The sequence below is a fragment of the Nocardia sp. NPDC051756 genome (genome assembly GCF_040681495.1).
Classification (GTDB): Bacteria; Actinomycetota; Actinomycetes; order Mycobacteriales; family Mycobacteriaceae; genus Nocardia.
The window spans coordinates 555,484-581,584 of the sequence record NZ_JBFAYV010000005.1 but is presented as its reverse complement, the minus strand read 5'-3'; the positions used below and the strand labels follow the sequence as shown (position 1 = coordinate 581,584).

Genomic DNA, 26,101 nt, shown 5'->3' with positions numbered 1-26,101 from the left:
CTCCCGGAAGGAGGCGCCTATGCAGCCCCCACATCAGCTCCGCCGGATCGTCCGGCTGTTCCGGCCCTATCGGGCCCGGCTGGCCCTCGTGGCCGCCCTCGTTTGCCTGTCCTCGGTCGTCGCACTGGCCTCGCCGTTCATGCTGCGCGCGGTGCTCGACGACGCGCTCCCGCACGGCCGCACCGGCCTGCTTACCCTGCTCGCCGCGGGCATGATCGCGGTCGCCGCGCTGACCAGCGTGTTCGGCGTGCTCCAGACCTACATCTCGACCACCGTCGGGCAGGACGTCATGCACGACCTGCGGTCCGCGGTGTACACGCAGTTACAGCGAATGCCGTTGTCCTTCTTCACCAAGACCCGTACCGGTGAGGTGCAGTCGCGCATCGCCAACGACATCGGCGGCATGCAGTCGACGGTCACCTCCACCGCGACGTCGCTGGTCTCGAACTTCACCACGGTGCTCGCCGCGGTCACCGCGATGCTCGTGCTGGACTGGCGGCTGACCCTGGTCTCGCTGGTCATGCTGCCGTTCTTCGTCTGGATCAGCCGCCGGGTCGGCAGCGAGCGGCGCAAGATCACCGGTCAGCGGCAGGAGAAGCTGGCCGGCATGTCGGCGATCGTGGAGGAGTCGCTCTCGGTGAGCGGCATTCTGCTCGGCCGCACGATGGGGCGTTCGCCCGCGCTGGTCGACAGTTTTGTGCGGGAATCGCGCGGGCTGGTCGATCTGGAGGTGCGCGCGAGCATGGCGGGACGGTGGCGGCAGTCGACCATCACGATCGTCATGTCTGCCATGCCTGCCGTCATCTATTGGGCAGCGGGCCTCAGCGTGACCGGCGGTCAGCCGTTGGTGTCGATCGGCACGCTGGTCGCGTTCACTACCTTGCAGACGACGTTGCTGCGGCCGATGGTGCAGTTGCTGTCCACCGGTGTCGAGGTGCAGAGCTCGATGGCGTTGTTCGGCAGGATCTTCGAGTACCTGGACCTGAAGCCGGATATCGAAGAGCCGGTTAAGCCGGTGCCGCTCGGCAAGGTGACGGGTGCGGTGCGGTTCGACCACGTCGGATTCTCGTACGGCTCGGGCAACCGGGATGTGCTGAGCGACATCGACATCACGGTGCCGGCCGGGTCGAGCCTGGCCATCGTCGGCGAAACCGGTTCCGGGAAGACCACTCTCGGGTACCTGGTGGCGCGGCTCTACGACGTGACCTCGGGACGGATCGCCATCGACGGAAAAGACGTGCGCGAGTTGTCCTTTGCCGATCTCGCCGCCGCCGTCGGCGTGGTGTCGCAGGAGACCTACCTCTTCCACGCCACGGTCGCGGACAACCTGCGTTTCGCGAAACCCGATGCGACGGAACGGGAACTGCACGATGCGGCGCGCGCCGCGCAGATCCACGAGCACATCATGAGCCTGCCCGACGGGTATGACACGCTCGTCGGTGAGCGCGGCTACCGGTTCTCCGGTGGCGAGAAGCAGCGGCTCGCGGTTGCCCGTGCGGTGCTGCGCAATCCGCCGATCCTGGTGCTGGACGAGGCGACCAGCGCGCTGGACACCCGCACCGAGCAAGAGGTGCAGCAGGCGATCGACGCGCTCTCGGTCAACCGGACCACGATCACCATCGCGCACCGGTTGTCGACCATTCGCGATGCCGATCAGATCGTCGTGCTCGACCAGGGCCGCATCGTCGAGAGCGGCTCGCACGACGAGCTGATGGAACTCGACGGGCGTTATGCCGCACTGCTTTCCCGCGACGACACGTTGATCGAAGCGGCCTAGCGCAGCAGGTGTTCGACGAGGAAGGCGGTCTCGTCGGCCACCACCTCGTCGAAATCGGGGGAGACGTAGATGTCGAAATGGCCGGCCGGATATTCGTGCACCTCGACGTTGGGTCCGGCGCCCGCCGCGTAACGCAGGGTGCGGCCCGGCGGGGCGACGGTGTCCTTCAGGCAGACGCCGAGGAAGACCGGGACGTCGATCTTGCGCAGGCTGCGGCCGGGGCGATAGAGGGGGAGGGTCAGGCCGATCCGGGACGCGACCGCGTTGGGATGGGTGAACGTCTGCGGCACCAGCCCGTTGTAGCCGGGGGCCGCGTCCGGCGCGTTCATCAGGGCGGTCTGGCCCGGCTGACCGGTGAGCGCGACGGTGACCGGCGGCCGGTGCAGCGCCGCGCCGGCGACGTCCGCGACGGCGCGGGCGGCGATGCCGAGCAGCGGCCGGAAGCCGACGGTCGGCGCGGAGGCGAGACCATCGGTGAACGGGCATTGCGAGACCACCGCTGCGACCCGGCGGTCCTGCGCGGCCACCCGCAACACATGCCCGCCGCTGAAAGACGTTCCGAACAAAGCGATTCGAGCGGAATCGATGCCGTCGAGACCGGCGGCGTAGTCGATCGCCGCCGACCAATCGGCGAGCTGACGGCCGATGCTCAACAGCTGCCGCGGTTCACCGTCGCTCGCGCCGAAATGCCGGTAGTCGAAGACCACGGCCGCGATCCCGGCGGCGGCGAACCGTTCGGCGAAGGCATCCAGGCGCATTTCCTTGACCGCACCCAGCCCGTGCGCCATGACCACGACGGGAACCGGCTTGCCGGTGGTCTCGGGCCGATATAGCCAGCCCCGGACCGTGTTGCCGTCCGACTGGAATTCGATATCCGAGCGGGTTGCGGTGGTCATCGATCAGCTCCTACCAGGTCCAGCGACCGAGATCTACTGTCTCACTCGCTCGATCATGTCATGCGGGGGAGCTGTGCCCGCACCCGCGGACCGCCGAAGCGGTGCGCGGGTGTGTGACGCGATTACCAGTGCAGCGTGACCGGATCACCGACATTGATCGTGTGATAAACCCATTCGGCGTTTTCCGGGGACAGGTTGAGGCAGCCGTGGCTGACATTCGCGTTGCCCTGATCCTCGACCGACCATGGCGCCGAGTGGATGTAAACACCACCCCAGGTGAGGCGTTCGGCGAATTCACCGTTGATCACGTAACCCTCGGGTGAACTCAGCGGTATGCCGATGGTGCGCGAATCGAACACGACGTTGCGTGCTTTCTCCAGCACGGGGAAGGTGCCCGACGGGGTCGGGTACTTCGGCTTGCCGTAGGAGGCGGGCATCGTCCTCGGTATGCCGCCGACGGTCAGCGTGAACGTGTGCGCGGACATGTCGCCGTCACCGTAAACACCTGCGTTGGTGTCGAATTCGGTGCGGGCGTTGCCCACGCCGACGGTGATCCGGGCGTTGGCGGGCAGGAAGCCGGTCGGCGTCCACACCGCCTCCCGGTCGCTGGTCCACGCGAACGTCCCGGTCAACGGTTGCGTGGTCCGGATATCGATGGATCGCTCGGCTTTCGCGCGATCGGCGACCTGAGTCGCGAATCGGACGGTCACCGGGTGGGCCACGCCCACCACCTGCCCGTCCGCGGGCCCGATCGATTCGACCGGACTGATTGTCGTGCTGTTTCCGATCAGCGTTGCTGTCGCCGTTCCCGACCAGAACACGGCCAACACCGCGACCAAGATCGTTAGGAACAGATATCGGATGATATTTCTCATGAGCTCCACCCCTTCGAGATGGTGGGTAGGCAAGCAAACTAAATTTTAGGCCGCATGATCAACTCGGTCTACGAATCGATCCCAGCCGTGCCGCAGTCGTAACCGACCACCATGCCCCTCTCTATGCTGCCTACCCGCACCCTCCACCGCCAAACCCGCCCCTTCGCCTATCGCACGACCGTTCGTGCAGATTGACTGTTGGCTACCGCCTCGCCCCTCTCCGCCCGCCGCGCACGAAATACCTAGCAATTCCGTGCGCCGCTGCACAATTCGCCCGCAGCACGATCCCTGCCACCAGCCCTTCCGCGATACGGACAAGCGGGTTACTTCGCAAACCTGCACCCGGACTCGGGATCTGCACCCTCTCTCGGGCCCTATTCTCAGTGCGGATCCCGAGTCAGGGTGCGGATCTTCGCCACGACAAGCGCCGGGGGCGCGACGCAGGTTGGCCGACCACCACACCGCCACGACCGAACCCCTCTTGTCCACAGCGTTTGGGACGTAACCACAGCCCGGATGACCACGCTGGAACGTCCACGTCAGGCGCCTGACCGATGGAATCCGCACTTCCTCTCGGGATTTGCACTCGAAATAGGGCCCTATTTCGAGTGCAAATCCCGAGAGAGGGTGCGGATCTTCGGTGATAGGCGGATGGCCGGGGTGGGGTTCGGCGTTGTGTTTACAGGCTGAGTGGTTCCGGAGCTGGGCGGGTGTCGAAAGCTGCTCGGGCGGCGAGGATTTGGTGTTGGTGTTGGTCCGACCAATTGCCGAGGGCCTGGCTGATCGCGCCGAGGCTTTCGCCGAGCGGAGTGAGGGAGTATTCGACCTTGGGTGGGACGGTCGGGTAGACGGCTCGGTGGACGAGGCCTTCGCGTTCGAGGGTGCGCAGGGTGCGGGTGAGCATCTTCTGGGTGATGCCGTCGAGGCGGCGGCGCAGGTCGTTGAAGCGGACGGGGGCCTTGTTGTCGCGCAGGACGACGAGTACCAGCAGGACCCATTTGTCGGCAAGCACGGCGAAGATCTCGCGGGCCGGGCACTTGTGCAGGTAGCTCTCGACCAAGGTCGGGGCGGGGGCAGTATCCATTGGGTACCTCGGGATCATAAAGGTGCCTTCTTTCCAATAGATACTAGGTCGCCGCAGAATCGTTGGCATGTTGGCAATCATTCAACGCACATTCGGCGGTCCGGACGTTCTCGAAACGGTGGAGGTGGCTCGACCGCAGCCAGGGCCGGGGGAGGTGTTGGTGCGGGTCGCCGCGACCAGCGTGAACGCGGCGGACTGGAAGGTTCGTGCAGGGCAGGTGCCCGTGCTCGGAAATCCGCCGCTGACACTGGGATTGGACGTTTCCGGGATCGTCGAGGAGCTCGGTGCGGGCGCGGATCGGTTCCAGGTCGGCGATGCCGTGTACGGGATGGTGATGGGCGGGGCGAACGCCGAATACCTGGTGGCGCAGGCGCATACGTTGGCGCCGAAACCGGCGAGCCTGGATCACCTGCACGCGGCGGCGTTGCCGGTGGCGGCATCGACGGCGTGGCAGGCGCTGGCCGCGGTCGGCGCGGGGCAGCGAATCCTGGTGCACGCCGCGGCCGGTGGCGTCGGTCATCTGGCGGTGCAGATCGCCAAGCACCGTGGCGCTCACGTGATCGGCACCGCCCGCGCCGCCAACCACGAGTATCTGCGGGAACTCGGCATCGATGAGGTGATCGACTACACCGCAGTCGATTTCGCCGATACCGTCGGGGACATCGATGTCGTGCTCGATCTCGTCGGCGGCAAATACGGCGCGCGTTCACTGCGCGTGCTCCGCCCGAACGGTCGCTACCTCGACATGCAAGGCCCGGATGCCGAGACCGATCCGCAGCTCGAGACCGATCCGCGCTACGAACGCTTCTATGTCGAACCCGCGGGCGTTTCCCTGCGCGAGATCGCCACCATGGTCGACCGCGGACACCTGCGCGTCACGGTCGATCAGGTCCTGCCCCTCGCCGACGTGGCAAAGGCCCACCAGCTCAGCGAATCCGGCCGAGTCCGCGGCAAAATCGTTCTGGCCGCGTGGAATTCACCCGCCTAACGGATCAGCTCGGCGTGAGCTGACGGAACCGGGGTTCGAGTTCCTGCTGATAGAAGTCGATGAACCCGTCCGGGTCCGGCCCGGCGTTCTGCATGACCAGGCGATCGAACCCCGCATCGACGAACTCCTGGGCCACCTCGACATACCGGGCCGGATCCGGGCCACAGGCGAACTGCTGCACCACATCCTCGATCCGCACCGTCTTGGACGCGGCATCGAAATTCACCGGGTTGGGCAGTTCGCTCATCACCTTCCATCCGGTCAGCGCCCAGCGACTGGTCTCCAGCACGGCCTTGGCGGCGGTCTCCTCGTCCGGCGCCCAGGCCATCGGGACCTCCGCGTAGCGCGGTCCGGTACCGCCGGCCGCCTGGTAGCGCTCGACGATCTCGGACTTCGGTTCGGTGGCGAACAGGCCGTCGCCGAGTTCGGCCGCGATGCGGGCGGAAGGCGGTCCGCTGGCCGCGACGGCGATCGGCGGAAGTTCGTCGGGCAGATCGAAGACGCGCGCATCCGACAGCGACAGGTAGCGCCCGTCGTAGGAGCGATAGCCGCCGCGCCACAGCAATCGGATGATCTCCAGCGCCTCGCGCAGCATCTCCTGACGCTTACGCACGTCCGGGAACTCCCGCGCGACCACGTGCTCGTTCAGCCGCTCACCCGAGCCGACACCGAGGGTGAACCGGCCATCGGAGACCAGCGCCAACGTCGCCGCGGCCTGCGCGATGATCGCCGGGTGATAGCGGACGGTCGGACAGGTCACCCCGGTCGCCAGCCCGATCCGCTCGGTCTGCACCGCGATCGCGCCCAGTACCGTCCAGGCGAACGGCGAATGCCCCTGCACGTCGAGCCACGGGTGGAAGTGATCGCTCATCTCGACGAAATCGAAACCGGCGGATTCCGCCCGAACCGCTTGGCGCATCAGCTCTTTCGGCCCGAACGCCTCCGCGGCCAGCTTGTATCCGATCTGCACGGCTACCTCCTGGACTATGTCGGCGACTTTCCGCCGTCATACCCGGCCGGGCGATCCGGAAACCGGTCTAGCCGCGGACGGCGTGCACCACGTCGGCATGCAGGCCGTCGGCCCGTGCGACGAGTTCCTCGATGCGCAGCAAAACCGGTGCGAACCGGTCACCCTCCTCGGCGGGCAGCGAGGCGACATTGATCTCGATATTGAGCTGCGAGCTGCCTGCCGCGGCCCGGCAGGCGTCGGCGGCGGCGCCGATGTCGGTGACCACGTTGGGGTTGCCGATCGGGAACAGCTCGGTGGCCAGCGAGAGCACCTCGTCGGCCTCGTCGACCACCGCGGCGGGCACCCGCGCGGCCTCGACCAGCGCGGCGTTGATCGTCGCGGTGCGCTCGGCAATCTCCGCCGGCGTGGTCTTCGGCAGCTTGTAGGCCGCGCCGACCGCGGTGAACGCGGCGGCGTCGGCGTCGGCCAGGGCCAGCGAGCGGGCGCGGGCGGCGTCGGCGGCCTCGATGATCCGGTCGACCACCGGCCGGTTGTCGGCGTCCTTGGCCCGAGTGGTGTAGCGCGCCACCATCGCGACGAGCGCGGCGGCCTGCGCGGCGTGCAGCGCGGCCACGGCCCCGCCGCCCGGCGCGGGAATCTTGGCGGCCAGATCGTCGAGGTACTGCGCGAGCGTCGCCTCGCCGAACGAGGAGGCAGTTTCCTGGGACGAGGTGCTCGGCTGCGACACGGGTCAGAGGCCTTTCATGGTGCGGCGAGGGGGAGGAGTGCGCGGTCAACGCTACCGGTTTGACCGCCGGCGCCGCCTGCCGGACCGGTCCGGTGCGGCGGCGACCCGTAGTCGCCGTTATGTTGAGTGCTATGCGGATCGGATTGGGCATCAACTACTCGGGCGGTTTCAAAGAGGCGGCGGCGGAGGTCGCCGATCTGGAGCAGGCCGGCCTGGACATCGTGTTCGTCCCCGAGGCGTACTCGTACGACGCGGTGAGCGCGCTCGGCTACCTCGCGGCCAAGACCACCCGGCTGCAATTGGCCTCGGGCATCTTGCAGATCTACACCCGCACCCCGAGCCTGACCGCGATGACCGCGGCCGGCCTGGATTTCGTCTCCGACGGCCGCTACATCCTCGGCCTCGGTGCGTCGGGCCCGCAGGTGATCGAGGGCTTCCACGGCGTGCCCTACGACGCGCCCATCGGACGCACCCGGGAACTGGTGGAGATCTGCCGCAAGGTGTGGCGGCGGGAGAAGCTCGAATACCAGGGCAAGTACTACCAGATCCCGCTGCCCGAAGGGCAGGGCACCGGCTTGGGTAAGCCGCTCAAGCTGATCAATCACCCGGTGCGCGAACGCATTCCGGTGCTGCTCGCCTCGATCGGCCCGAAGAACGTCGAGCTGACCGCCGAGATCGCCGAAGGCTGGCAGCCGATCTTCTTCCTGCCCGAGCAGGCGAACAAGATCTGGGGCGAGTCGCTCGAGGCCGGTTTCGCCAAGCGCGACCCGCAGCTCGGCCCGCTCGAGGTGTACGCGAGCCCGGCGCTGGCCATCGGCGAGGACGTCGAGCCGCTGCTGGAATTCGTGAAGCCGCACCTGGCCCTCTACATCGGCGGCATGGGCGCCAAGGGCAAGAACTTCTATCACACGCTGGCCACCAAGTACGGCTACGGCGCCGAGGCCGACCGCATCCAGGAGCTGTACCTCGCGGGCAAGAAGGAGGAGGCGGCCAAGGTCGTCCCCGACGCCCTGGTCCGCGACATCTCCCTGGTCGGTCCCGCGAGCTACGTCAAGGAGCGGGTCGCCGCGTTCGCCGAGGCCGGCGTCACCGTCCTGAACGTGCTCCCGATGGCCGCCACCCCGGCCGACCGGGTCAAGCTGATCGAGCAGCTGCGCGAACTCTGCTGATTCGAACGACGATCGGCGAGCAGGCGTGGTTGCGCCCGCTCGCCGAGTCGTGGGTCATGCCCCAGCCGGGGCCGATCGGGTCAGCGGTCGCGGAAGCCCGCGAGGGCCGCTTCCAGGGTGGAGTGCACGGCGAAGACCTGGTCGAGATTGGTCATTCTCAGTTGGCGGCTGGTGGCGGGGCCGTCGGCGACGACGGCGATCGCGGTCGAGTCGCCCGCACGCTGGTGGGTAGCGACGAGCACAGCCATGCCGGCCGAGGCGAGGAAGCTGACCGCGCTCAGATCGATGATCAGGGCCGCGGGCTTGCCGTTCAGGATCGCCTCGATCGAGCTCTCCAGCGCGGGTGCCGTCGCCAGGTCGACCTCGCCTGCCACCGTGAGGACCGTCGCACCGTCCTGGGAAGCGACGGTGGTGGTCATCGTGTCCGCGAGGGGATACGCGTCTCCGGAAGTGTTGGTCACGACTCCACCTCGCTAGCGCTCGGCTCCGTCGCGCCCAACAGGGTGCTGTGTCCTCGGTTCACTCGCTGTCGCTCGTTCACGACTCCACCACACACAAGTAGCCGCGAATTCGCAACCTAGGCGCGTTCATAGGGTCAGACATTACCGTAGGACGCGGGTCGAAGTTGCCGTTGCGCCGCTTCAGAATCGGAGCGTTACCGGCGGGTCTGCTCAATGGCTGGTCGCCGCGCTCGGTATCTGCCACGCGGTCGCCAGCCGAGACGGATGCAACTGCGCGCCGTTGCCGAAGAACTCGCAGAACTTCATGATCAGCGGATCCCAGCCGACCGGATCGATGTGCGCGGTGCCCGGGATGATCAACTCCTCGGCCACGTGCGCGCGCAGCACCCGAACGGTGTGGGCGAGGGCGCCGGTGTCGATGCCGAACGGTTCGGTGGCCAGCACCTCGCATTCGAGCTGAATCGGGCACTCGGCGACCCGCGGCGCGGCGACGAGGTCCGCGGGGAGCTGGGTGAGCCCGGCCGCGGTGAACTTGTCCGGCTCGTACCGATACCCCTTCTCGATCTTGTGCGGGGTCATGATCGGGCAACCGGTCAGCAACGCCAATCGATCCACCGCACCCACCAGACCCGACGACGGCAGATTCAACACACACTCCCGCTCCCGCGCCATGTTCCGCGACGTCTGCGACCCCGTACCCATCCCGAGCATGCACTGATCACCCAACCACCACGCCGACGACATCGGCGCCACATTCGCCGTCCCATCCGGATTCCGGGTACTGATCAACACCACCGGCGTACCGAAATAGAGAACCCCGAGATCAACAACACGATGCATGCCGACCACGATGCCGCGCACCGGTGTGCCGGTGCTGGCGGTAAAACGACGCGGCGTTATCCGGGTCAGGTGCGCGAGTCGCCTACCTCCGCTACGGAATTCGGCGGATCGATCGACCGGCGTTGTCAGCCGGACGTTGGTGCGCGAGTCGCCCACCCGCGCTACGGGATTCGGCGCGCGGGCTAGCCGGTGATGCGGCGGTTGGTGCCGCGCAACGGGTTTGCTACCGGGAAGGTGATGGCGGGGAGGGTGACGGACATGCGGACTCGGGTGCCGGGGCCGGTGTGGTCGATATCGAGTTCCTCGGTGAGGGCGCGCATCATGTCGATGCCGCGGCCGCGGTAGCCGGGGTCGGCCGAGCGGGGCTTCCAGCTGCCGGTGTCCTCGACGGTGATCACCACCGTCTCGGTGTTGCAAGTGGCGGTCAGTTCGACGCGGTTGATGTCGGCGGACGGGTCGCGCAGGGATCGGGCGACGCGGCCCATCGAGCGGTCGGTGCTCTCCGGGCGCCCGGTCGGCACGGCCCCGTTGCGATAGGCGTGCTCGATGCTGTTGCTGCACGCCTCGTTGGTGGCGGCGACCAGATCGGAGGCGAGATCGTGCGGCACCGCCGCGGCGGACAGCCAGGCCTTGAGCGTACGGCGCAGGGACGCGAGCTCATCCGCGTGCGCGGGCACTTCCAGCCGCAGCGGGGCGGGTGGCTGGCGGTACACCACCATGGCGACGTCGTCGTCGTAGCCCGCGGCGGGCCGCAGCCGCGAGAGCACCGCGTCGGCCACCTCGCGGGGCAGCTTGGCGGAGGTGCCGGAGAGCACGTCGGCGATCTTGGCGAAGCTGTCGTCGATGTCGACACCGCGCTGTTCGACCAGCCCGTCGGTGAACAGCACCAGGGTCGAGCCCGGCGTGAGCGCGGTGGTCGCCTCGGGTCGACGCGGCGTCTCGAAGGTGGCGAGCGGGAACGACCGTCCGCCCTCGAGCAGGCGGCCGGTCGCGTCGACGTCGGCCAGGATCGGCGGCATGTGCCCCGCGCTGCTGTAGCGGACCAGCCCGCGCACCGGATCGAGCACGGCGGCGCACACGGTCGTGCACATCGCGCCGGGGATCCGGCCCGCGACCGTGTCCAGCTCGGCGAGCAACTGCGCCGGCCCGGCCCCGCGCAACAGCAAAGCCTGTGCGGCCGTACGCAATTGACCCATCACCACGGCGGCGGACAGGCCACGGCCGACGCAGTCGCCGACCACCACGCCGATGGTGCCGTCGCGCAGCGGGACCACGTCGTACCAGTCGCCGCCGATCTCCAGCGGCGGCAGCGCGGGTTCGTAGTGCACCGAGAACCGCGGCGGCAGCTCGATCGGGCCGAGCATGGCGCGTTGCAGGGTCAGCGAGGTCGAGCGGGCCTGATCGAAGTTGCGCGCCCGCTGCACCGCGAGGCTCAGATGTCCGATCAGCAGCGAGAACAAGGTCCAGTCGGCGGCGCTGATCGCGCGCGGCGCGGCGAAGCGCAACCACAGTGCGGCGTCACCGGTCTCGCCGAGCGGCGCGACGATGCCCTCGGAGCTGTCGGTGCCCTCCGGGATCGCGAACAGGCTGCGGCCGGGTCTGCGTCGGGCTCGATCGAGCATTGCCTGTGCGCGCGCGTCCAATTCGGCGTTCTCCGGGCCGTTCGCGCCCTCGGCGCCGGAGACGTACACCTCCGGCTCGACGTGCCTGCTCGGCCACACCGACACCACCGCGGTCTGCGCGCCGACGGTGCGCCGCAGTTCGTCGAGCCCGACCGCGAGCACCTCGACCACGCTGGTCGCCGCGCCCACCGCGGTGGCCAGCCGGGACGCGGCCTGATCGCGCGCCTGCGCGTCGTGCTCAGCGGTGACGTCGCGAATCGTGCCGACGAAGATCCGTTCGTTGTTCTCCGGCTTGATCAGCGCGCTGGTGCTTACCGCCAGCCACAGCGAGCGCCCGTCGCGATGCCGGATCGGAATCACGAAACGCAAAGCCTCCGTGCCGAGATCGGGATAGCGCGGACCCTCCGGCATCGACCACGGATGCGGCAGCGGGTAGGGCACGTCGGCGGCGCCGTACCCGGTCAGCGCGCCGAACGCGGAGTTGACCTCGACGATCGCGCCGTGCGAATCGGCGACGAAGAAGCCGTCCTGTAGCGACTCCACCAGCGCGGTGCGGAAGGCGTCGCGGCCGGCCAGATCGTCGGCGCGGGTGCGCTGTTGCTCGTAGCGGCCGACCCCGTCGAGGTAGCCGCGGGTCGCGATGTCGAGGGCGGCAAGGGTTTGCAGCAGGAACTCCAGCGCGGACTCGGCCAGCCGGGAGTCCGGGTCGCCGATGCCCGCGGCGTGCTCGGCCGCCTGCACCACCCGGAAGTGGTTCTCGTTGAGGTCGAGCAGGCTGATGCCCTCGACCAGCGCTCGCCGGCCGAGCTCGTACCCTTCGGCCAGGGTGCCTTGCGTCGGTGAATCCAGGTGCCGCCGTAGCGCTTTCCCGTACTCATCGAGGAAATCGGCCAGTGTGGTCATGTGGCCGCGCCCCTCATGACGTCGGGCCTTGGGCCGAGCCGCGGTGGCGGGCGGCGAGCACCAGCGCGTCGTCGGTGTCCTTGGCGTGCTTACCGAGGATGTCCGCGGTGATGTCCGCGGTCGACTTGGACAGGTCGATCGCGTCGGCGGACTCGCTGACGATGCCGTCGGTGGACATCAGCAGCAGATCGCCGGGGCGCACGTGAATGGTCTGCGGTTGCAGATTCTGCGGTAGTCGGTAACCGACGATGCCCGCGGTGAGCAGGATGGTCGCGCGGACGGCCAGACCGGCGGGACTCACGGTGAGCACCCGGGATTCGACATTGCCCACGCCGAGCCAGCGCACCGTGTCGCTCGGATCGAAGAGCGCGAGCGAGACCGCGGCGCCGCGGGTGTCGGCCATGGCCCGATGACAGAGCACCATCAGCACGTCCAATGGTTCGGCGCGGTTCTCCGAGAGCACCTGCGCGGCCCGGTCGGCGGCGTCGGCCGCGGGCGCGCCGTGGCCCAGCCCGTCCAGGACGGCGAAAAGGACGGTGCCGCCACCGGTGTCGAGGATGAGGCCGCGATCACCGGAGACGCGTTGGCCGGGGAGGGCGCGACCGGCCACCGCCCATTCGATTCGGCCGATGAACCCGTCTTCATGCACCGTTGGGTACCCACTTCCACATCTCCACCAACGTGCCCTTGCCAGGCGCGGAATCGACGAGTAGCCGATCCATCAGCCTGCGCGCGCCGGGGAGACCGAGTCCTAGTCCGCGCCCGGTCGAATAACCGTCCTCCAGCGCGCGGGGGATGTCGATGATGCCGGGCCCCTGGTCCTCGGCCTGAACCACCAGCGCCTGCCGACCCTCGCGGTCGTCGACCATCAGGCGGATCTCGCCGCTGCCTGCGTAACTGGTGATGTTGCGGGCGATTTCGGAGATCGCCGTGGAGATCATGGTGCGGTCTGTCAGTGTGAATCCGAGCTTCGCTGCCAGTTCGCGGCCGGCCTGACGTGCGATCACGATGTCGCCCGACACTCTGACCGCTATCACCAGGTTCTCAGCGGCCACTGTCACGACCATCCCGCTGGCGTGGGGAGGCGGTCTTCTTGTTCAGCCAGGCGAGACCCTCTTCGAGATCGAGGGCGGTGTGCATGTCCTCGAACGTCAGCCCCAATTGCACCATCGCGAAGGCGACTTCCGGCTGCAGCCCGACGATCACCGTTTCGGCGCCGCGCAGCTGCGTCATGTGCGCGATGGTACGCAACGATCTCGCTGCGAAGGAATCCATGATGTCGATCGCGGTGACGTCGACGATGATTCCGTGCGCCCGATATTTGCTGACCTGTTTCATCAGGTCGTCTTGCAGGCGTTCGGTATCGGCGTCGGTCAACGCTGATTGAACCGACGCGATGAGATAAGTGCCCTGTTTGAGAATCGGTACCGGCATGTGCCCGCCCTGATCTAGCGGCCGTCGCGTTCGGTAACCCGTTCGGCGACTCGGGAAACCTCGTAACCCAGCAGACGTTCGGCTTCCTCGATACCACCTTGGAGGTCACCGACCGCATTCATCTTCGACAGATCCAGCCCGATGGTCACCAGCGTCAGCGCGATCTCCGAGGACAGGCCGGTGATGATCACGTTCGCACCCATCAGGCCGGACGCGTCGACGGTCTGCACCAGGTGGTTGGCCACGGTCGAGTCGATCTGCGGCACACCGGTGATGTCGATGACGACGACCTTGGCGCGGTTGGCCCGGATCGCGCGCAGCAGCTGCTCGGTGAGCTGGCGAGCGCGTTGGCTGTCCAGCACACCGATGATGGGCAGGATGAGTAGCTGTTCACGCACCTGGAGAACAGGAGTGGACAGCTCGCGGATCGCTTCCTGCTGCTGGCGGATGACGCGCTCGCGCTCCTGGACGAAGGAGACGCCCACGGTGTTGGCGATGCGGTTGGCCGCCGGTTCGTACGCGTCGAGCACGGCGTTCAGTAACTGGAAGTCGGCCTGGTACTTCTCGAACAGCGAGCGGGCCAGCACGTCGCGCAGCAGCAGCACGATGCCGAGGACCTCGTCGGTTTCGACGCCTCTCGGAATGATGCGCTCGGACAGATCGCGGGCGTAGGCCTGCAACGCCTCGACGCTACCGGTCTCGAGCACCTCGACGTAGTTGTCGTAGACGGAGGTCGCCTCGGAGAAGATTTCCTCCGGGGTCATCGCGGTCAGGAGTTGCGCGTCGGTGATGCGGCGAGCCCACTCCTCACGCAGGGCGGTGCGGTTCTGGCGCAGATGCTCGACCAACTGCGGAAGCAGGTTGTCGACCGGTCCCGCGGTCAGCGAATCCGCCGAAAGGCTCATGGACACCTCGGACATGGAAACTCCTGCCCCTTTCGACGGTTTGAGTCGGGATCATCGTGCGTCTCGGCCGTGAGGCCGACACCGAGCCTAGTCATACCCCAACCGGGTTGCGGATGAAACCTGCCGGTTGTTCGCTTGCGATTCACGGTAGCGGGGCGAATCCGCGCTCGAGTCCGCGCAGCGCCTCCTCCAGATAGACGGTGAGGTCGGCGTCGGCGCGGGCCAGCCAGGCGTCGAAGGCGGCGCGGGCGGCAGCCAGTGTGGTGCGTCCGACGGCCAGCGGGATCAGGGCGTTGTCCGGTTCGCCGAGGCGGCGGGCGGCGAAGTCGCTGACCGCGTGTTCCCAGGCGTCGTAGTGCGCGCCCGCGGTGGCGGCCAGGGCGGGGATGGTGGCGACCAGTTGCATGCGGGTGCGTAGCTCGGGCACGTCCTCGGCCCGATACCGATTGGCGTTCACGACAACTCGACGCACCGCGGTCATCATCGGAACATCGTCGGGCACCTCGGCGAACGCGGTGCGCAGAGCGGTGACTTCGTCATCGAACTGGTACCAGAGCACCTCGGCCTTGGTCGGGAAGTAGCGGAAGAAGGTGCGGCCGCTGATCCCGGCGGCGGCGGCGATCTGCTCGACGGTGGTGTCCTCGAAGCCCTGCTCGGTGAACAGTCGCATGGCGATCAGCTCGAGTTCGCGTTTGCTGGTCCCGCGCGGGCGACCGCGGGTGGTCCTGGCTGGCACGGCTATTGATTATGTCAGTGACTGACGATAATCTCCGGATATGTCCGAAAGTGTCGCAGGCCACAATGGTGGGCCGGCTGATCCGGCCGCCGCGGCGGCCGATCTCACCTGGCCCGAAGCCGGGGAGCGGGCGGCCGCGGACGCGATTCTCGCGGTCGCGGTCGGTGCGACCGAACAGCACGGACCGCACCTGCCGCTGTCCACCGACACCGACATCGCCGCGGCGCTGTGCGCGCGGCTGGCCGCGGTCCGGCCGGATGTGCTTGTCGCACCGGCCATCCCGTACGGCGCCAGCGGCGAGCACGCGGGCTTCCCCGGCACGCTGTCCATCGGGCAGGCCGCGCTGGAACTGCTGGTGGTCGAGCTGTGCCGGTCGGCGACCGACACCTTCGACCGCATCCTGCTCGTCAACTGGCACGGCGGCAACCTCGAACCGCTGCGCCGCGCGGAAACGTTGCTGCGCGCCGAATTCCGCGACGTGCGGGTGTATCTGCCGCGCTACCAAGGCGATCTGCACGCGGGCCGCTCGGAAACCGCCGTGCAACTGGCCCTCACCCCGGACCGGGTGCGGCTCGACCGCGCCGAGGCCGGCGATGTCCGTCCGCTCGCCCAGCTCATGCCGTTGCTGCGCGGCGCGGGGGTGCGCTCGGTCAGCGCCAACGGCGTGCTCGGCGATCCCACCGGCGCCAGCGCCGATGAGGGCGCCGCCCTGCTCGACCATCTGACCACCGACTTGCTCGACCGAACCCGGCTGTGGTGGCCGGTAGCCGCTCCCGAAAGGACCCTCCGACCATGAACCCGTGGTTCGAAACCGTTGCCGAAGCGCAGCGGCGTGCGAAGAAGAGACTGCCGAAGTCGGTGTACGGCGCGCTGATCGCCGGATCCGAGCGCGGTCAGACGATCGAGGACAACCAGCAGGCGTTCACCGAACTCGGTTTCGCCCCGCACGTCGCCGGCGCCATCGGCGATCGCGACCAGTCGACCACCGTTCTCGGCCAACATCTTTCGATGCCGGTCCTGATCTCGCCGACCGGTGTGCAGGCCGTGCACCCCGATGGTGAAGTGGCCGTGGCCCGTGCGGCCGCCGCGCGCGGAATCGCGATGGGGCTCAGCTCCTTTGCCAGCAAGCCGATCGAAGAGGTGATCGCGGCCAACCCGGCGACCTTCTTCCAGATGTACTGGTGCGGCAGCAAAGACGAGATCCTGCAACGGATGGCGCGGGCGAAGGCGGCCGGCGCGGTGGGCCTGATCCTGACCCTGGACTGGTCGTTCTCGCACGGCCGGGACTGGGGGAGCCCGGTCATCCCGGAGAAGCTCGATCTGCGCACCATGCTGAAGTTCGCGCCGCAGACCCTGGCCCGGCCGCGCTGGCTGGCCACCTACGCGAAGTCCGGGCACATCCCGGATCTCACCGCGCCGAACATGGCCATCGGCGACGGCCCGGCGCCCGGATTCTTCGGCGCCTACGGCGAATGGATGGGCACCCCGCCGCCGGATTGGGCGGACGTGCAATGGATTTGCGACCAGTGGGACGGACCGGTGATGCTCAAGGGCGTCATCCGGGTCGATGACGCGCTGCGTGCGGTCGATGCGGGCGTCGCGGCCATCTCGGTGTCCAACCACGGCGGAAACAACCTGGACGGGACGCCTGCGGCCATCCGTGCGCTGCCCGCGGTGGCCGAAGCGGTGGGGTCGCAGATCGAGGTGGTGCTGGACGGCGGCATCCGGCGCGGTAGCGACGTGGTGAAGGCGGTGGCGCTGGGTGCTCGCGCGGTGATGATCGGGCGCGGGTACCTGTGGGGCCTGGCCGCGAATGGGCAAGCGGGCGTGGAGAACGTGCTCGACATCCTGCGCGGCGGGATCGACTCGGCGCTGCTCGGTTTGCGCAAAACCAGTGTCGCCGAACTGGATCGCAGCGACCTCGTGGTGCCCGCGGGATTCGAGCGCGCGCTCGGCCTGCCCGCCCGCGAATCGGCCGACGGGCCAATCGAATTGGTGGCCAGCACCTCCGCCTGAGCGGTCAGTTCTCGCTGGTTGTCTGCCGATGGTGCGCGAGGAGGGTGTCGTAGATGTCGGCGAGCGCGGCCAGCTGCTGCCGGTCGAGAATGTCGATCATGTGCTTGCGCACGCTGACCACGTGCGCGGGCGCGGCCCCGGTCAGCACCTCGGCGCCGCGCGGGGTCAGCCGGGCCGCGGTGCGGCGCGCGTCGTCGGGGATCGGTTCGCGGACAACGAGTCCGCGCTTCTCCATCCGGGTGATCTGATGCGAAAGCCGGCTCTGCGACCACTCGAGCTGCGCGGCGAGATCGGCGAAGGTGCAGCGGCTGTCCGGGGTCTTGCTCAGGAAGGCCAGCACCGAGTATTCGACATAGGTGAGATTCGATTCGCGCGTCGAGTCTCGCCCGACCGCCGCGGCGATGAGGTCGCGGGTGCGCACGAAGCCCACCCAGGCGCGCATTTCGACGTCATCGAGCCAATGGGGATCGGTCACGATAGCGCTCCAAACTCTGGCGTTCATACATTGTCGCGCGTCGTTGTGTGTCGCGCGGCGGTTGTTGCGGCGAAGGGACGCTTGGACGTCCTAACGCTTTTGTGTGGAACGACAGGTAGCACCCCCGGGGTTGAACGTGCAACCTTTTGTGTCAACTGCTAGGGATAAGCCTTGCCTAACCATCGTGTGACGTAGCCGGGTGGATACGCTCGCTGTGCCTGTGACCAGCCCTGCCCCCGCCCGAAGGAGTGCGTTCCCGTGACCGCGCCGGACTTTCGCTATTCAGACCTGCTGCCGATCGGCGCGGACGACACCTCCTACCGGTTGCTCACCACCGAGGGCGTGCGCACCTTCGAGGTCGGCGGCCGCACCTTCCTTCAGGTCGAGCCCGAGGCGCTGCGCCTGCTGACCGCCGAGGCGATGCACGACATCAGCCACTACCTGCGGCCCACCCATCTTGCGCAGCTGCGCAAGATCATCGACGACCCGGAGTCCAGCGGCAACGACCGCTTCGTCGCGCTGGACCTGCTCAAGAACGTGAACATCTCCGCGGGCGGCATCCTGCCGATGTGCCAGGACACCGGCACCGCGATCGTCATGGGCAAGAAGTCCGAGGGCGTGCTGACCGGTGTGGACGACGCCGAATGGATCAGCCGCGGCGTCTACGACGCCTACACCAAGCTGAACCTGCGCTACTCCCAGCTCGCCCCGATCACCATGTGGGACGAGAAGAACACCGGGTCCAACCTGCCCGCGCAGATCGAGTTGTATTCCACGCCAGGCGATCCCGCGCATCCGGCGTACAAGTTCCTGTTCATGGCCAAGGGTGGCGGTTCGGCGAACAAGTCGTTCCTCTACCAGGAGACCAAGGCCGTGCTGAACCCCACGCGCATGCTGGAGTTCCTGGACGAGAAGATCCGCTCGCTCGGCACCGCGGCCTGCCCGCCGTACCACCTCGCGGTGGTGATCGGCGGCACCAGCGCCGAATTCGCCTTGAAGACGGCCAAATACGCGTCCGCGCACTACCTGGACAACCTGCCCACCGAGGGATCCCTGGCCGCGCACGGGTTCCGGGATCTGGAGCTGGAGGAAGAGGTCTTCAAGCTCACCCAATCCTTCGGCATCGGCGCGCAATTCGGCGGCAAGTACTTCTGCCACGACGTGCGCGTGGTGCGGCTGCCCCGGCACGGGGCCAGCTGCCCGGTGGCCATCGCGGTGTCCTGCTCGGCCGACCGGCAGGCGCTGGCCAAGATCACCGCCGAGGGTGTCTTCCTGGAGCAGCTCGAGCGCGAGCCCGCGCACTACCTGCCGGAGCAGACCGAGTCGATCCTCGGCGGCGACGTGGTGCAGATCGACCTGAACCGGCCGATGTCGGAGATCCGCGCCGAGCTGTCGAAATACCCGGTGAAGACCCGGCTTTCGCTGACCGGCCCGCTGGTCGTCGCCCGCGACATCGCGCACGCCAAGATCAAGGAACGCCTCGACGCCGGCGAGCCGATGCCGCAGTACCTGCGCGACATGGCCGTTTACTACGCGGGCCCAGCCAAGACCCCCGAGGGTTACGCCTCCGGCTCGTTCGGTCCGACCACCGCAGGCCGGATGGACTCCTACGTCGACCAGTTCCAGGCGGCCGGCGGCTCGCACGTGATGCTGGCCAAGGGCAACCGCTCCGCCCAGGTGACCAAGGCGTGCAACGAGCACGGCGGCTTCTACCTCGGCTCGATCGGCGGCCCCGCCGCCCGCCTCGCGCTCGACTGCATCAAGTCCGTCGAGGTCCTCGAATACCCGGAACTCGGCATGGAAGCCGTGTGGAAGATCGAGGTCGAGGACTTCCCCGCGTTCATCGTCGTGGACGACAAGGGCAACGACTTCTTCGCCGAAACGCAGAAGCCGATCGCCCTGCGTGTACGCACGCGTTCGGCGGAACGGGTCTGAGGTCGCCGGCGGTTCCGGGGCGTCGCTGCGGGCTTGTCCGTGGCGGCGGTGGTCCGGTGATGTTTGCCGGTCCCGGGGTGATCGGTTTGCCGACGGTTCCGGAGGTATCGCTGCGGGACTTGTCCGTGGCGGTCCCGGTCCAAGGTTGTTTGCTGGTCCCGGGGAATGATCGGGTAATGCTGGGCGCGTGAGGTGGGGTTCCCGGCTTTCCCCTTACGGTCAGGCGCGTGGCGTGATCTTCCAGCCTGGCCGGGTGGCTGTGGTGCTGTTCTCGAGAACTTCGGGGAGGGCCCGGGTCGAGCGGGAGTTTCTGCGCGGGGAGTCAACCGGAGCCAGCTGACACGCAGTTGAGGCGAGTCAAATGGTCGTTGGCGGAATCGAGGCGAGTCAAATGGTCGCTGTTGAAGATCAACTAGCAACCATTCGACTCGCCTCAACTGCACCCGTCACAACAGCAGCACCATCCACCCCGGCACCGCCCCCCCACACACACACACACACCCAACTCTCTCCCGGAACTCTCTGAACAGCACCACAGCCACCCGGCCAGGCCGGAAGATCACCCCGCGCGCCTGACCGTAAGGGGAAGGCAGGGTACGGCACACGACGCGCCCAGCACTACCCGGTGAAAACACGGGACAAGTACACCTCCCCGAAGAGTCCCCACCCCCAAAGCCGCACCATCACAACCAACCGCGCACCGTCTTCGCACAGGTGCTTGATTCCTCGCACACCCTTCTGCGTGCTAAGAGGTATGCAATAGATGAACCAGGTGTGCGAAGCCGCCCCTATCTGTCGCTTGGTACACAGTGGGGGCCGCTGTCAGCGATCGGACCTCGGCAACGATCGCAAGAGGGCACGCCGTGGATGAGCGAGGTGTGCGCAGCCGCCCACGGGTCTGATGTACCCGGCTGATCGTCGCGGGGACGCGACGATCAGCCGGTTGCCCGTCGGTATGCCAGGGTTGCGCGCAACCGGCCCTGCTTGGGCGGTTGCACGTTGGCGAGGGTGATGTCGCCGTTGTAGTGGGCGAGCACGCGATGGTCCATCACGATGCGCCACAGCGGGGGGATGGCCGCGAGCACGACCATCGTCGCGTAACCCGCTGGCAGCTGCGGCGCTTGGGCCGAGCTGCGCAGAGTTTGGTACCGGCGTCCCGGATTGGCGTGGTGGTCGCTGTGCCGCTGTAGGTGGAACAGGAAGATGTTGGTGACCAGGCGGTCGCTGTTCCAGCTGTCCCGTGGCGAGCAGCGGGCGTAGCGACCATTGCTGCGGCGGGCGCGCAGCAGGCCGTAGTGCTCGACGTAATTCACCGTCTCCAGCAGCGCGATGCCGATCACGGCTTGCAGTGCCAGCCAGGGCAGGATGTGCCAGCCGAACAGCGCGACCAGCGTGCCGAACAGCACCACGGTCATCGCCCACGCCTGCAAGATGTGGTTGTCGATGTCCCACCAGCCGCGTTCCTTGCGCGCGAGCCGCTCGCGTTCGAGCCGGATGGCCGAGCGGAAACCGCCACTCACACTGCGCGGCAGGAACTCCCACAGCGATTCGCCGAGCCGGGCGCTGGCCGGATCCTCCGGCGTCGCGACCCGCACATGATGGCCGCGATTGTGTTCGACGAAGAAGTGGCCGTAACCCGATTGGGCGAGTGCGATTTTCGCCAGCCAGCGTTCCAGGTGCTCGACCCGGTGCCCGAGTTCGTGCGCGGCGTTGATGCCGATGCCGCTGACGAAACCGAGCGTCGCGGCCAGGCCGAGCTTGTCCACCGTGGTGAGTTCGTCACCGGCCCACAGGTAGCTCGCGATGCCGAGCCCGAACAGCTGGATCGGCAGGAAAAGATAGGTGCACCAGCGGTAATAGCGATCTCCGGAGAGCAACTCGTAGTCTTCGTCGCGCGGATTCGCGCCGTCCTCGCCGACCACCCAGTCCAGCACCGGGATGACGATCAACACGATGATCGGACCGATCCACCAGAAGACCGGCGCGCCGGTGTGCAGCACGAGCTGCGAGGGGAGCAGTGCGCACATGGGCGCGATCAGGCCGAGCATCCACAGCGAGCGCTTGCGGTCCTGGCCTCGGGGCTGACGACGGTTGATCTGCTTGCTTCTTTCCATGAGATTGCGGCGCCGGGCAACCGTAATCTGTTGAGACTGCTGAATTATCCACTGTGCGTTTGTTGGTTGTGATAGCTGAGTCGCCGAGACGGTGGATCTCGTTACCGGTGTGGAGCGAAAGCGTTCCGAATTGTGACAGGTCGCCCAACTCAGCAGGGTAAACGGGTCGTATCAGACCCGCAGGCCGGCCGCCGGGGAAGTGCCGATCGCGGGGTCGCGCCGGATCGGCGTCGCCGGTGGCGGTTGCTGGCAGACGGTCGAAAGACCCGTCGCGCCCGGTGCCGAACCGTCCGATATGCGGCTGTTGGGCGGGGAGTACGCGGGCTGAGCCGACCGTTCGATTTTCGCGGAGGCTTTTGTGCGGACACACAAATGTCACCCCGATCGCCGGGGTGACGCTGCCGGTTCGCGAGGCACCCTTAGCGATGTACATCGTTGATTCCAAGGGTGCCGTTCATCGCAGATGCCATTGAAGGTCGAGGAGGGCAATGAGTACGTCCAGGGTCATCACGACAACACTGCGTCTCTCGCAATCCGCCAGCCGCCGGTTGGCCGCACGTGCCGCTCGCGAGGGTACTACTTCTACCGCATTGCTCGACCGCCTCATCCGGGAGGGCGTCGATCAGCTCGATCATCCCGGCATCGTGTTCCGCGGGCCGATGAACGATCGGCGCGCCGCGCTGGTCGCGGGCCCGGACGTGTGGGAAGTCGTTGCCCGCCTACAGGAATTGGACGGTCCGGTCGAGCGCCGCATCGAGGTGCTCAGCGCGAAGTCCAGTCTGCACGCCACCAAGATCAAGATCGCCATCGACTACGCCCGCGACCACGGCAGCGAGATCATCGCGCGGATCGGGCGCAATCGTGAAGCGGCCGAGGCGATTCGCCGCCCGCTGCCGATGCGCACCTCGGTCGCCGAACGCGACTACCTGACGCTGGTCACCCCGCTGCGCGAGTGATTCGGCCGAATTGTCCGGTGTCGTAGTCGAATTGTCCGTTGTAGTGGCTGTTCACATCGATGGGGAGCGATTGTGGACACTTTCGCCGCCTGTGCACAAACCGCTCGGCCTGCGGACGCACACCCTTCCTTCAGCCCGGGGTGGCGTCCGCGGCCGAATCGGGGGATGTGGGCGAGAACGGTACGGTCGTGAAACTCGGGAAACCACCGCAATTTTCGCGAATCGGACTGGTAGCAACCGCCGCAGATTGTGATCCACAGCACTGGGATAGATTGTGGATAACCGCCGTTCCTTGTGGATGAAGCATTTGCCACGCAACGGATTTCGGGTAAGCATTGGCCATGCCCATCGACTATGACTCCTCGTCAACTAACCCATTGCGCCGAACGCCCGCCTCGAACGCGACTGAAGCGTGGCAGCCAACGCCGGCTGCTCACGGTATGGCCAATGGTATGGTGAGGTGTATGGCGACACGGAAGATCACCCTCACGGTCGACGAGGCGGTGCTGGCGGATTTGCAGCAGGGCGCCGCTGCCGCCGGGATGCAACTGTCGCCGTATTTCGCCCGCTGCGCGCACAGCTGGATGCTGTATCAGGACGCCGTCCGCTCGGCGGCCCGCGACCGCAGTCTCGGCATGCACGACGTCGAAGTGGCCGAGGCGGAGCTCGCCCAGCTACACGCGGCGGACGCCGACGCCGAGACGCGTCGCGGCCCGCGCGCATGAGGCGGGGCGAGGTTTACGAGTTCGAGCGCGACCGTCCGTCCCGGGAGAACGATCCACGCACGCCGTACCGCGTGGTCGTTTCGGCGGACTACCGCCTGCCCGACGAGCGGGTTCGGGTGCTGACCGCGCCCGTCGAATGCTTGGACCCGCAGTCGATGGTCGCGGTCCTGCTCGGCAGCGCCGACCCGGTGGCGGGGTGGGTGCGGGTCGACCTGATCACCAGCACCTATCGGCCGTGGCTGTCCGGGCCACTCGGCGAGCTCAGTGCCGAGACCATGGAGAGCCTGTCCTCGAAGCTCCGGATCGAGCTCGATCTCTGAGTGTCGGCGGCGACTTCGGTTGTCGCCGACCTCGGCCGTTACCATCGCCGACATGGTGTTGCGGAGTGGTGTGCGGAATCGGCTGGCGCTCGGGCTACCGGTGGCGGTGTTGCCTGCGCTGGTCGCGACGGGTCTGATGGCGCCGCAGGCGGCGGCCGAGCAGGGTGTGGCCATCGATCAGCGGGAGGCGCTGGGGTCGGCGGCCGGGACCGAGGGGTTGGAGCCGGGGCTCGCGGTGGCCTACTCGCTGGCCGAGTCCGAGGCGCACGCGCAGGGCGTGCCGTTGTCGATCACCTCCGGGTATCGCACGCCCGGCGAACAGCAGCAGCTGTGGGACAACGGACTGGCCACCTACGGCAGCCCCGATGTGGCGCGCCGGTGGGTGCTGCCGCCGGAGGAGTCGACCCACGTGTCCGGCAAGGCGGTCGATGTCGGCCCGATCGCGGGCGCGCAGTGGCTGGAGGCCAACGGAACCCGCTGGGGCCTGTGCCGGATGTACGACAACGAGTGGTGGCATTTCGAGTTGAACACCGTGCCCGGCGGGGTCTGCCCGCCGATGCGCCCGGACGCCAGCAGCCGCTAGACCTCATTCCCGCAGTAGATCGATGACCTTGGTCTCGTCGAGCTCGCCGTAGCCGGCGCCGACGAGTCGGCTGAAGATGTCGTGGGCGGCATGACCCAGCGCGGCGGGTCCGTCCACGTCGTCGGACAACTCGACGCCGATGCGGGTGTCCTTCAACCGCAGCGTGCCGGTGAAAGCGATATCCCGGTCGTACACGCCGTCGAGCATCAACCGGCCGACGCGCGCCACGTTGGGGCTCCCGGAAATGCTGTGCGCGAGGGTGTCGACGACGGTCGCCAGGTCGAGTCCGGCCAGTTCCGCGACCCGCAGCGCCTCCGCCGTCGCCGCGATCTGGATGGAGCCGAACAGGTTCTGCACCAACTTGTACGCGGTGCCCGCGCCGACCGCACCGAAGTGAATAATGCTGGTGCACAACGGTTCCAGTAGCGGGCGGGCGGCTTCGAGATCGGCCGGGTCGCCGCCGACGAACAGCGTCAACGTGCCGGCCGCCGCCGCGGACGGCAGCCCGGTGACGGGGGAGTCGAGGTACCGAAGCCCTTGTGCGCCGGCCTGTTTCGCCAGCTGCAACACCCACGGCCGGGAGATGGTCGAGCACTCCACCGCGAACCCGCCCGGCACGAGATCCGCGGCCAGCGCGCCGTCCGCGCCGAGCCACACGGCCCGCGAGGCCTCGTCATCGGCCATCATCGAGATGATCGCGTCCGCCCCGTCGGCGGCCGCCCGCGGCGTCGCCGCCGAAATCGCCCCGGCCGAAATCAGTTCCGCCGCCTTCGCCGGCGACCGATTGAACACCGCCACCTCATGTCCGGCGGACAGCATCCGCGCCGCCATCCCCGACCCCATCCGACCCGCCCCGAGAAAACCGATCTTCGCCATCCCGGCACCCTACCGAGCCCCGCTGAACGAGCTGTCAGACTGCGAAGATGAACGATTCGGTGCGGCGCCGCGGGCGCCCGGCCAGGCTCTCGCAGGACGCGATCCTTCTGGTCGCGCAGGAGATCGTCGAGTCCGGCGGGATCGACGCACTGACCATGCGGGCCGTCGCGGAGCGCCTGTCCAGCTCGCCGATGGCGATCTACCGGCACGTCCGCGACAAGGACGAACTGCTGCTGTTGCTGCTGGACCGCGTCGCGGCCACGCTCGAACGTCCGGAGCTGCCCGCCGATCCGCGGCAGCGCCTGATCGTGTTGTGGCGCTTCCTGCACGACGAGCTCGCGGCGCACCCGTGGGTGGTCGGCGTGCTGGCGGGCGGCGACCTGGCCGGCCGATCGATCCTGTGGCTGGTCGAGGAGATCTTGCAGGCCTTCCTGGCGTGCGGGCTCACCGCCGAGCAGGCGGGTGCCGCCTACCGGACGGTGTGGCAGTACACCGTCGGCGTGCTGACCATTCGAATCGCGATGGCGCGCACCACCTCCGACCTGGATCGTCCCACCTTCCAAACCGCGATGATCGCCGCCGCCGACCCCGGACAGACCCCGGCCATCGCCGCGTTCGCCGGCGAGTGGCCGCACGCCTTCGACAACTACGACTTCGGTCTGAACGCACTGCTCGACGGGCTGATTCGACGCCCTTGACAACCACTGACCTATT

General features: G+C 67.6%; 27 protein-coding genes. 11 read left to right on the top strand and 16 right to left on the bottom strand.

Annotated features, from left to right (window positions below):
• Nucleotides 1-19 precede the first annotated feature (19 nt).
• Nucleotides 20-1,777: an ABC transporter ATP-binding protein gene (locus tag AB0M22_RS24645; RefSeq protein ID WP_364731110.1), complete on the top strand. Its 1,758-nt coding sequence runs from the start codon at nucleotides 20-22 to the stop codon at nucleotides 1,775-1,777.
• On the opposite strand, the gene AB0M22_RS24640 is transcribed toward AB0M22_RS24645, so the two are convergent.
• The 3 genes from AB0M22_RS24640 to AB0M22_RS24630 all read right to left on the bottom strand — a co-directional run bounded on the left by AB0M22_RS24640 (nucleotide 1,774) and on the right by AB0M22_RS24630 (nucleotide 4,632).
• Nucleotides 1,774-2,673: an alpha/beta hydrolase gene (locus tag AB0M22_RS24640; RefSeq protein ID WP_364731107.1), complete on the bottom strand. Its 900-nt coding sequence runs from the start codon at nucleotides 2,671-2,673 to the stop codon at nucleotides 1,774-1,776. The two genes, AB0M22_RS24645 and AB0M22_RS24640, sit on opposite strands and share 4 nt — an antisense overlap.
• A gap of 122 nt (nucleotides 2,674-2,795) precedes the next feature.
• A complete protein-coding gene (locus tag AB0M22_RS24635) occupies nucleotides 2,796-3,548 on the bottom strand; it encodes a L,D-transpeptidase (protein ID WP_364731104.1) in 753 nt (250 codons plus the stop codon).
• Nucleotides 3,549-4,227: 679 nt separating this feature from the next.
• Nucleotides 4,228-4,632, bottom strand: a complete 405-nt coding sequence (locus AB0M22_RS24630) for a helix-turn-helix domain-containing protein (RefSeq protein WP_364731101.1) — start codon at nucleotides 4,630-4,632, stop codon at nucleotides 4,228-4,230.
• 67 nt (nucleotides 4,633-4,699) lie between these two features.
• Here AB0M22_RS24630 and AB0M22_RS24625 point away from each other — a divergent pair, with 67 nt between their 5' ends.
• Entirely contained in the window at nucleotides 4,700-5,620 is a 921-nt protein-coding gene (locus AB0M22_RS24625) for an NADP-dependent oxidoreductase (protein WP_364731098.1), read from the top strand.
• A gap of 4 nt (nucleotides 5,621-5,624) precedes the next feature.
• On the opposite strand, the gene AB0M22_RS24620 is transcribed toward AB0M22_RS24625, so the two are convergent.
• Both AB0M22_RS24620 and AB0M22_RS24615 read right to left on the bottom strand, forming a co-directional pair.
• On the bottom strand, nucleotides 5,625-6,590 hold the full coding sequence (locus AB0M22_RS24620; protein WP_364731095.1) for a TIGR03557 family F420-dependent LLM class oxidoreductase: 966 nt from the start codon (nucleotides 6,588-6,590) through the stop codon (nucleotides 5,625-5,627).
• A 67-nt stretch (nucleotides 6,591-6,657) separates the two neighbouring features.
• Nucleotides 6,658-7,317 carry a cyclodeaminase/cyclohydrolase family protein gene (locus tag AB0M22_RS24615; protein ID WP_364731092.1) on the bottom strand — a complete coding sequence of 220 codons (660 nt, stop codon included), beginning with the start codon at nucleotides 7,315-7,317 and terminating at the stop codon, nucleotides 6,658-6,660.
• Nucleotides 7,318-7,448: 131 nt separating this feature from the next.
• On the opposite strand from AB0M22_RS24615, the gene AB0M22_RS24610 reads away from it, so the two are divergent.
• Nucleotides 7,449-8,486, top strand: a complete 1,038-nt coding sequence (locus AB0M22_RS24610) for an LLM class F420-dependent oxidoreductase (protein WP_364731089.1) — start codon at nucleotides 7,449-7,451, stop codon at nucleotides 8,484-8,486.
• An 80-nt stretch (nucleotides 8,487-8,566) separates the two neighbouring features.
• Here the strand turns inward: AB0M22_RS24610 and AB0M22_RS24605 are convergent, their stop codons facing one another.
• From AB0M22_RS24605 to mftR, 8 genes are all read right to left on the bottom strand, one after another.
• Nucleotides 8,567-8,905 carry an STAS domain-containing protein gene (locus AB0M22_RS24605; protein WP_150404841.1) on the bottom strand — a complete coding sequence of 113 codons (339 nt, stop codon included), beginning with the start codon at nucleotides 8,903-8,905 and terminating at the stop codon, nucleotides 8,567-8,569.
• 252 nt (nucleotides 8,906-9,157) lie between these two features.
• Nucleotides 9,158-9,943 (bottom strand): flavin reductase family protein, encoded by a 786-nt coding sequence (locus AB0M22_RS24600; RefSeq protein ID WP_364731086.1) that lies wholly within the window; start codon nucleotides 9,941-9,943, stop codon nucleotides 9,158-9,160.
• A 26-nt stretch (nucleotides 9,944-9,969) separates the two neighbouring features.
• Entirely contained in the window at nucleotides 9,970-12,312 is a 2,343-nt protein-coding gene (locus tag AB0M22_RS24595; protein ID WP_364731083.1) for a SpoIIE family protein phosphatase, read from the bottom strand.
• A gap of 13 nt (nucleotides 12,313-12,325) precedes the next feature.
• Nucleotides 12,326-12,961 carry a SpoIIE family protein phosphatase gene (locus AB0M22_RS24590; protein ID WP_364731080.1) on the bottom strand — a complete coding sequence of 212 codons (636 nt, stop codon included), beginning with the start codon at nucleotides 12,959-12,961 and terminating at the stop codon, nucleotides 12,326-12,328.
• Complete coding sequence (locus AB0M22_RS24585) at nucleotides 12,954-13,379, bottom strand: ATP-binding protein (RefSeq protein ID WP_150404521.1); 426 nt, start codon at nucleotides 13,377-13,379, stop codon at nucleotides 12,954-12,956. The genes AB0M22_RS24590 and AB0M22_RS24585 overlap by 8 nt, the downstream gene beginning before the upstream one ends.
• Nucleotides 13,357-13,746 (bottom strand): STAS domain-containing protein, encoded by a 390-nt coding sequence (locus AB0M22_RS24580; RefSeq protein WP_107660644.1) that lies wholly within the window; start codon nucleotides 13,744-13,746, stop codon nucleotides 13,357-13,359. Before AB0M22_RS24580 ends, AB0M22_RS24585 begins: the two co-directional genes overlap by 23 nt.
• Nucleotides 13,747-13,760: 14 nt before the next feature.
• Nucleotides 13,761-14,666: an STAS domain-containing protein gene (locus AB0M22_RS24575; RefSeq protein ID WP_040735778.1), complete on the bottom strand. Its 906-nt coding sequence runs from the start codon at nucleotides 14,664-14,666 to the stop codon at nucleotides 13,761-13,763.
• 127 nt (nucleotides 14,667-14,793) lie between these two features.
• Entirely contained in the window at nucleotides 14,794-15,387 is a 594-nt protein-coding gene (mftR, locus tag AB0M22_RS24570) for a mycofactocin system transcriptional regulator (RefSeq protein ID WP_150404522.1), read from the bottom strand.
• A 40-nt stretch (nucleotides 15,388-15,427) separates the two neighbouring features.
• On the opposite strand from mftR, the gene mftE reads away from it, so the two are divergent.
• Both mftE and mftD read left to right on the top strand, forming a co-directional pair.
• Nucleotides 15,428-16,183 carry a mycofactocin biosynthesis peptidyl-dipeptidase MftE gene (gene mftE / locus AB0M22_RS24565; protein ID WP_364731075.1) on the top strand — a complete coding sequence of 252 codons (756 nt, stop codon included), beginning with the start codon at nucleotides 15,428-15,430 and terminating at the stop codon, nucleotides 16,181-16,183.
• Nucleotides 16,180-17,403 carry a pre-mycofactocin synthase MftD gene (mftD, locus tag AB0M22_RS24560; protein WP_364731073.1) on the top strand — a complete coding sequence of 408 codons (1,224 nt, stop codon included), beginning with the start codon at nucleotides 16,180-16,182 and terminating at the stop codon, nucleotides 17,401-17,403. Before mftE ends, mftD begins: the two co-directional genes overlap by 4 nt.
• A gap of 4 nt (nucleotides 17,404-17,407) precedes the next feature.
• On the opposite strand, the gene AB0M22_RS24555 is transcribed toward mftD, so the two are convergent.
• On the bottom strand, nucleotides 17,408-17,878 hold the full coding sequence (locus AB0M22_RS24555) for a MarR family winged helix-turn-helix transcriptional regulator (protein ID WP_364731071.1): 471 nt from the start codon (nucleotides 17,876-17,878) through the stop codon (nucleotides 17,408-17,410).
• A gap of 258 nt (nucleotides 17,879-18,136) precedes the next feature.
• Here AB0M22_RS24555 and AB0M22_RS24550 point away from each other — a divergent pair, with 258 nt between their 5' ends.
• Nucleotides 18,137-19,813 (top strand): fumarate hydratase, encoded by a 1,677-nt coding sequence (locus AB0M22_RS24550; RefSeq protein WP_364731069.1) that lies wholly within the window; start codon nucleotides 18,137-18,139, stop codon nucleotides 19,811-19,813.
• Nucleotides 19,814-20,748: 935 nt separating this feature from the next.
• Here AB0M22_RS24550 and AB0M22_RS24545 read toward each other — a convergent pair.
• Nucleotides 20,749-21,927: an alkane 1-monooxygenase gene (locus AB0M22_RS24545; protein ID WP_364731066.1), complete on the bottom strand. Its 1,179-nt coding sequence runs from the start codon at nucleotides 21,925-21,927 to the stop codon at nucleotides 20,749-20,751.
• A gap of 488 nt (nucleotides 21,928-22,415) precedes the next feature.
• Here AB0M22_RS24545 and AB0M22_RS24540 point away from each other — a divergent pair, with 488 nt between their 5' ends.
• The 4 genes from AB0M22_RS24540 to AB0M22_RS24525 all read left to right on the top strand — a co-directional run bounded on the left by AB0M22_RS24540 (nucleotide 22,416) and on the right by AB0M22_RS24525 (nucleotide 24,511).
• Nucleotides 22,416-22,883 (top strand): hypothetical protein, encoded by a 468-nt coding sequence (locus AB0M22_RS24540; RefSeq protein WP_364731064.1) that lies wholly within the window; start codon nucleotides 22,416-22,418, stop codon nucleotides 22,881-22,883.
• Between the two features lie 464 nt (nucleotides 22,884-23,347).
• On the top strand, nucleotides 23,348-23,608 hold the full coding sequence (locus tag AB0M22_RS24535) for a hypothetical protein (protein WP_364731061.1): 261 nt from the start codon (nucleotides 23,348-23,350) through the stop codon (nucleotides 23,606-23,608).
• The gene (locus AB0M22_RS24530; protein ID WP_364731058.1) at nucleotides 23,605-23,928 is read left to right on the top strand and encodes a hypothetical protein; all 324 of its coding nucleotides are present in this window, start codon (nucleotides 23,605-23,607) and stop codon (nucleotides 23,926-23,928) included. Before AB0M22_RS24535 ends, AB0M22_RS24530 begins: the two co-directional genes overlap by 4 nt.
• Nucleotides 23,929-24,064: 136 nt before the next feature.
• Nucleotides 24,065-24,511, top strand: a complete 447-nt coding sequence (locus AB0M22_RS24525) for a M15 family metallopeptidase (protein WP_364731963.1) — start codon at nucleotides 24,065-24,067, stop codon at nucleotides 24,509-24,511.
• 3 nt (nucleotides 24,512-24,514) lie between these two features.
• On the opposite strand, the gene AB0M22_RS24520 is transcribed toward AB0M22_RS24525, so the two are convergent.
• The gene (locus AB0M22_RS24520) at nucleotides 24,515-25,387 is read right to left on the bottom strand and encodes an NAD(P)-dependent oxidoreductase (protein ID WP_364731056.1); all 873 of its coding nucleotides are present in this window, start codon (nucleotides 25,385-25,387) and stop codon (nucleotides 24,515-24,517) included.
• A 47-nt stretch (nucleotides 25,388-25,434) separates the two neighbouring features.
• On the opposite strand from AB0M22_RS24520, the gene AB0M22_RS24515 reads away from it, so the two are divergent.
• A complete protein-coding gene (locus AB0M22_RS24515; RefSeq protein ID WP_364731053.1) occupies nucleotides 25,435-26,085 on the top strand; it encodes a TetR/AcrR family transcriptional regulator in 651 nt (216 codons plus the stop codon).
• The last annotated feature ends 16 nt before the right edge of the window (nucleotides 26,086-26,101 follow it).

Bases quoted from the DNA above. Each gene is read 5' to 3' on its own strand.
- AB0M22_RS24645 (WP_364731110.1), top strand. From the start codon at position 20: ATGCAGCCCCCACATCAGCTCCGCCGGATCGTCCGGCTGTTCCGGCCC.
- AB0M22_RS24640 (WP_364731107.1), bottom strand. From the start codon at position 2,673: ATGACCACCGCAACCCGCTCGGATATCGAATTCCAGTCGGACGGCAAC.
- AB0M22_RS24635 (WP_364731104.1), bottom strand. From the start codon at position 3,548: ATGAGAAATATCATCCGATATCTGTTCCTAACGATCTTGGTCGCGGTG.
- AB0M22_RS24630 (WP_364731101.1), bottom strand. From the start codon at position 4,632: ATGGATACTGCCCCCGCCCCGACCTTGGTCGAGAGCTACCTGCACAAG.
- AB0M22_RS24625 (WP_364731098.1), top strand. From the start codon at position 4,700: ATGTTGGCAATCATTCAACGCACATTCGGCGGTCCGGACGTTCTCGAA.
- AB0M22_RS24610 (WP_364731089.1), top strand. From the start codon at position 7,449: ATGCGGATCGGATTGGGCATCAACTACTCGGGCGGTTTCAAAGAGGCG.
- AB0M22_RS24605 (WP_150404841.1), bottom strand. From the start codon at position 8,905: ATGACCACCACCGTCGCTTCCCAGGACGGTGCGACGGTCCTCACGGTG.
- AB0M22_RS24595 (WP_364731083.1), bottom strand. From the start codon at position 12,312: ATGACCACACTGGCCGATTTCCTCGATGAGTACGGGAAAGCGCTACGG.
- AB0M22_RS24585 (WP_150404521.1), bottom strand. From the start codon at position 13,379: ATGGTCGTGACAGTGGCCGCTGAGAACCTGGTGATAGCGGTCAGAGTG.
- AB0M22_RS24580 (WP_107660644.1), bottom strand. From the start codon at position 13,746: ATGCCGGTACCGATTCTCAAACAGGGCACTTATCTCATCGCGTCGGTT.
- AB0M22_RS24575 (WP_040735778.1), bottom strand. From the start codon at position 14,666: ATGTCCGAGGTGTCCATGAGCCTTTCGGCGGATTCGCTGACCGCGGGA.
- mftE (WP_364731075.1), top strand. From the start codon at position 15,428: ATGTCCGAAAGTGTCGCAGGCCACAATGGTGGGCCGGCTGATCCGGCC.
- mftD (WP_364731073.1), top strand. From the start codon at position 16,180: ATGAACCCGTGGTTCGAAACCGTTGCCGAAGCGCAGCGGCGTGCGAAG.
- AB0M22_RS24545 (WP_364731066.1), bottom strand. From the start codon at position 21,927: ATGGAAAGAAGCAAGCAGATCAACCGTCGTCAGCCCCGAGGCCAGGAC.
- AB0M22_RS24540 (WP_364731064.1), top strand. From the start codon at position 22,416: ATGAGTACGTCCAGGGTCATCACGACAACACTGCGTCTCTCGCAATCC.
- AB0M22_RS24535 (WP_364731061.1), top strand. From the start codon at position 23,348: ATGGCGACACGGAAGATCACCCTCACGGTCGACGAGGCGGTGCTGGCG.
- AB0M22_RS24530 (WP_364731058.1), top strand. From the start codon at position 23,605: ATGAGGCGGGGCGAGGTTTACGAGTTCGAGCGCGACCGTCCGTCCCGG.
- AB0M22_RS24525 (WP_364731963.1), top strand. From the start codon at position 24,065: ATGGCGCCGCAGGCGGCGGCCGAGCAGGGTGTGGCCATCGATCAGCGG.
- AB0M22_RS24520 (WP_364731056.1), bottom strand. From the start codon at position 25,387: ATGGCGAAGATCGGTTTTCTCGGGGCGGGTCGGATGGGGTCGGGGATG.
- AB0M22_RS24515 (WP_364731053.1), top strand. From the start codon at position 25,435: ATGAACGATTCGGTGCGGCGCCGCGGGCGCCCGGCCAGGCTCTCGCAG.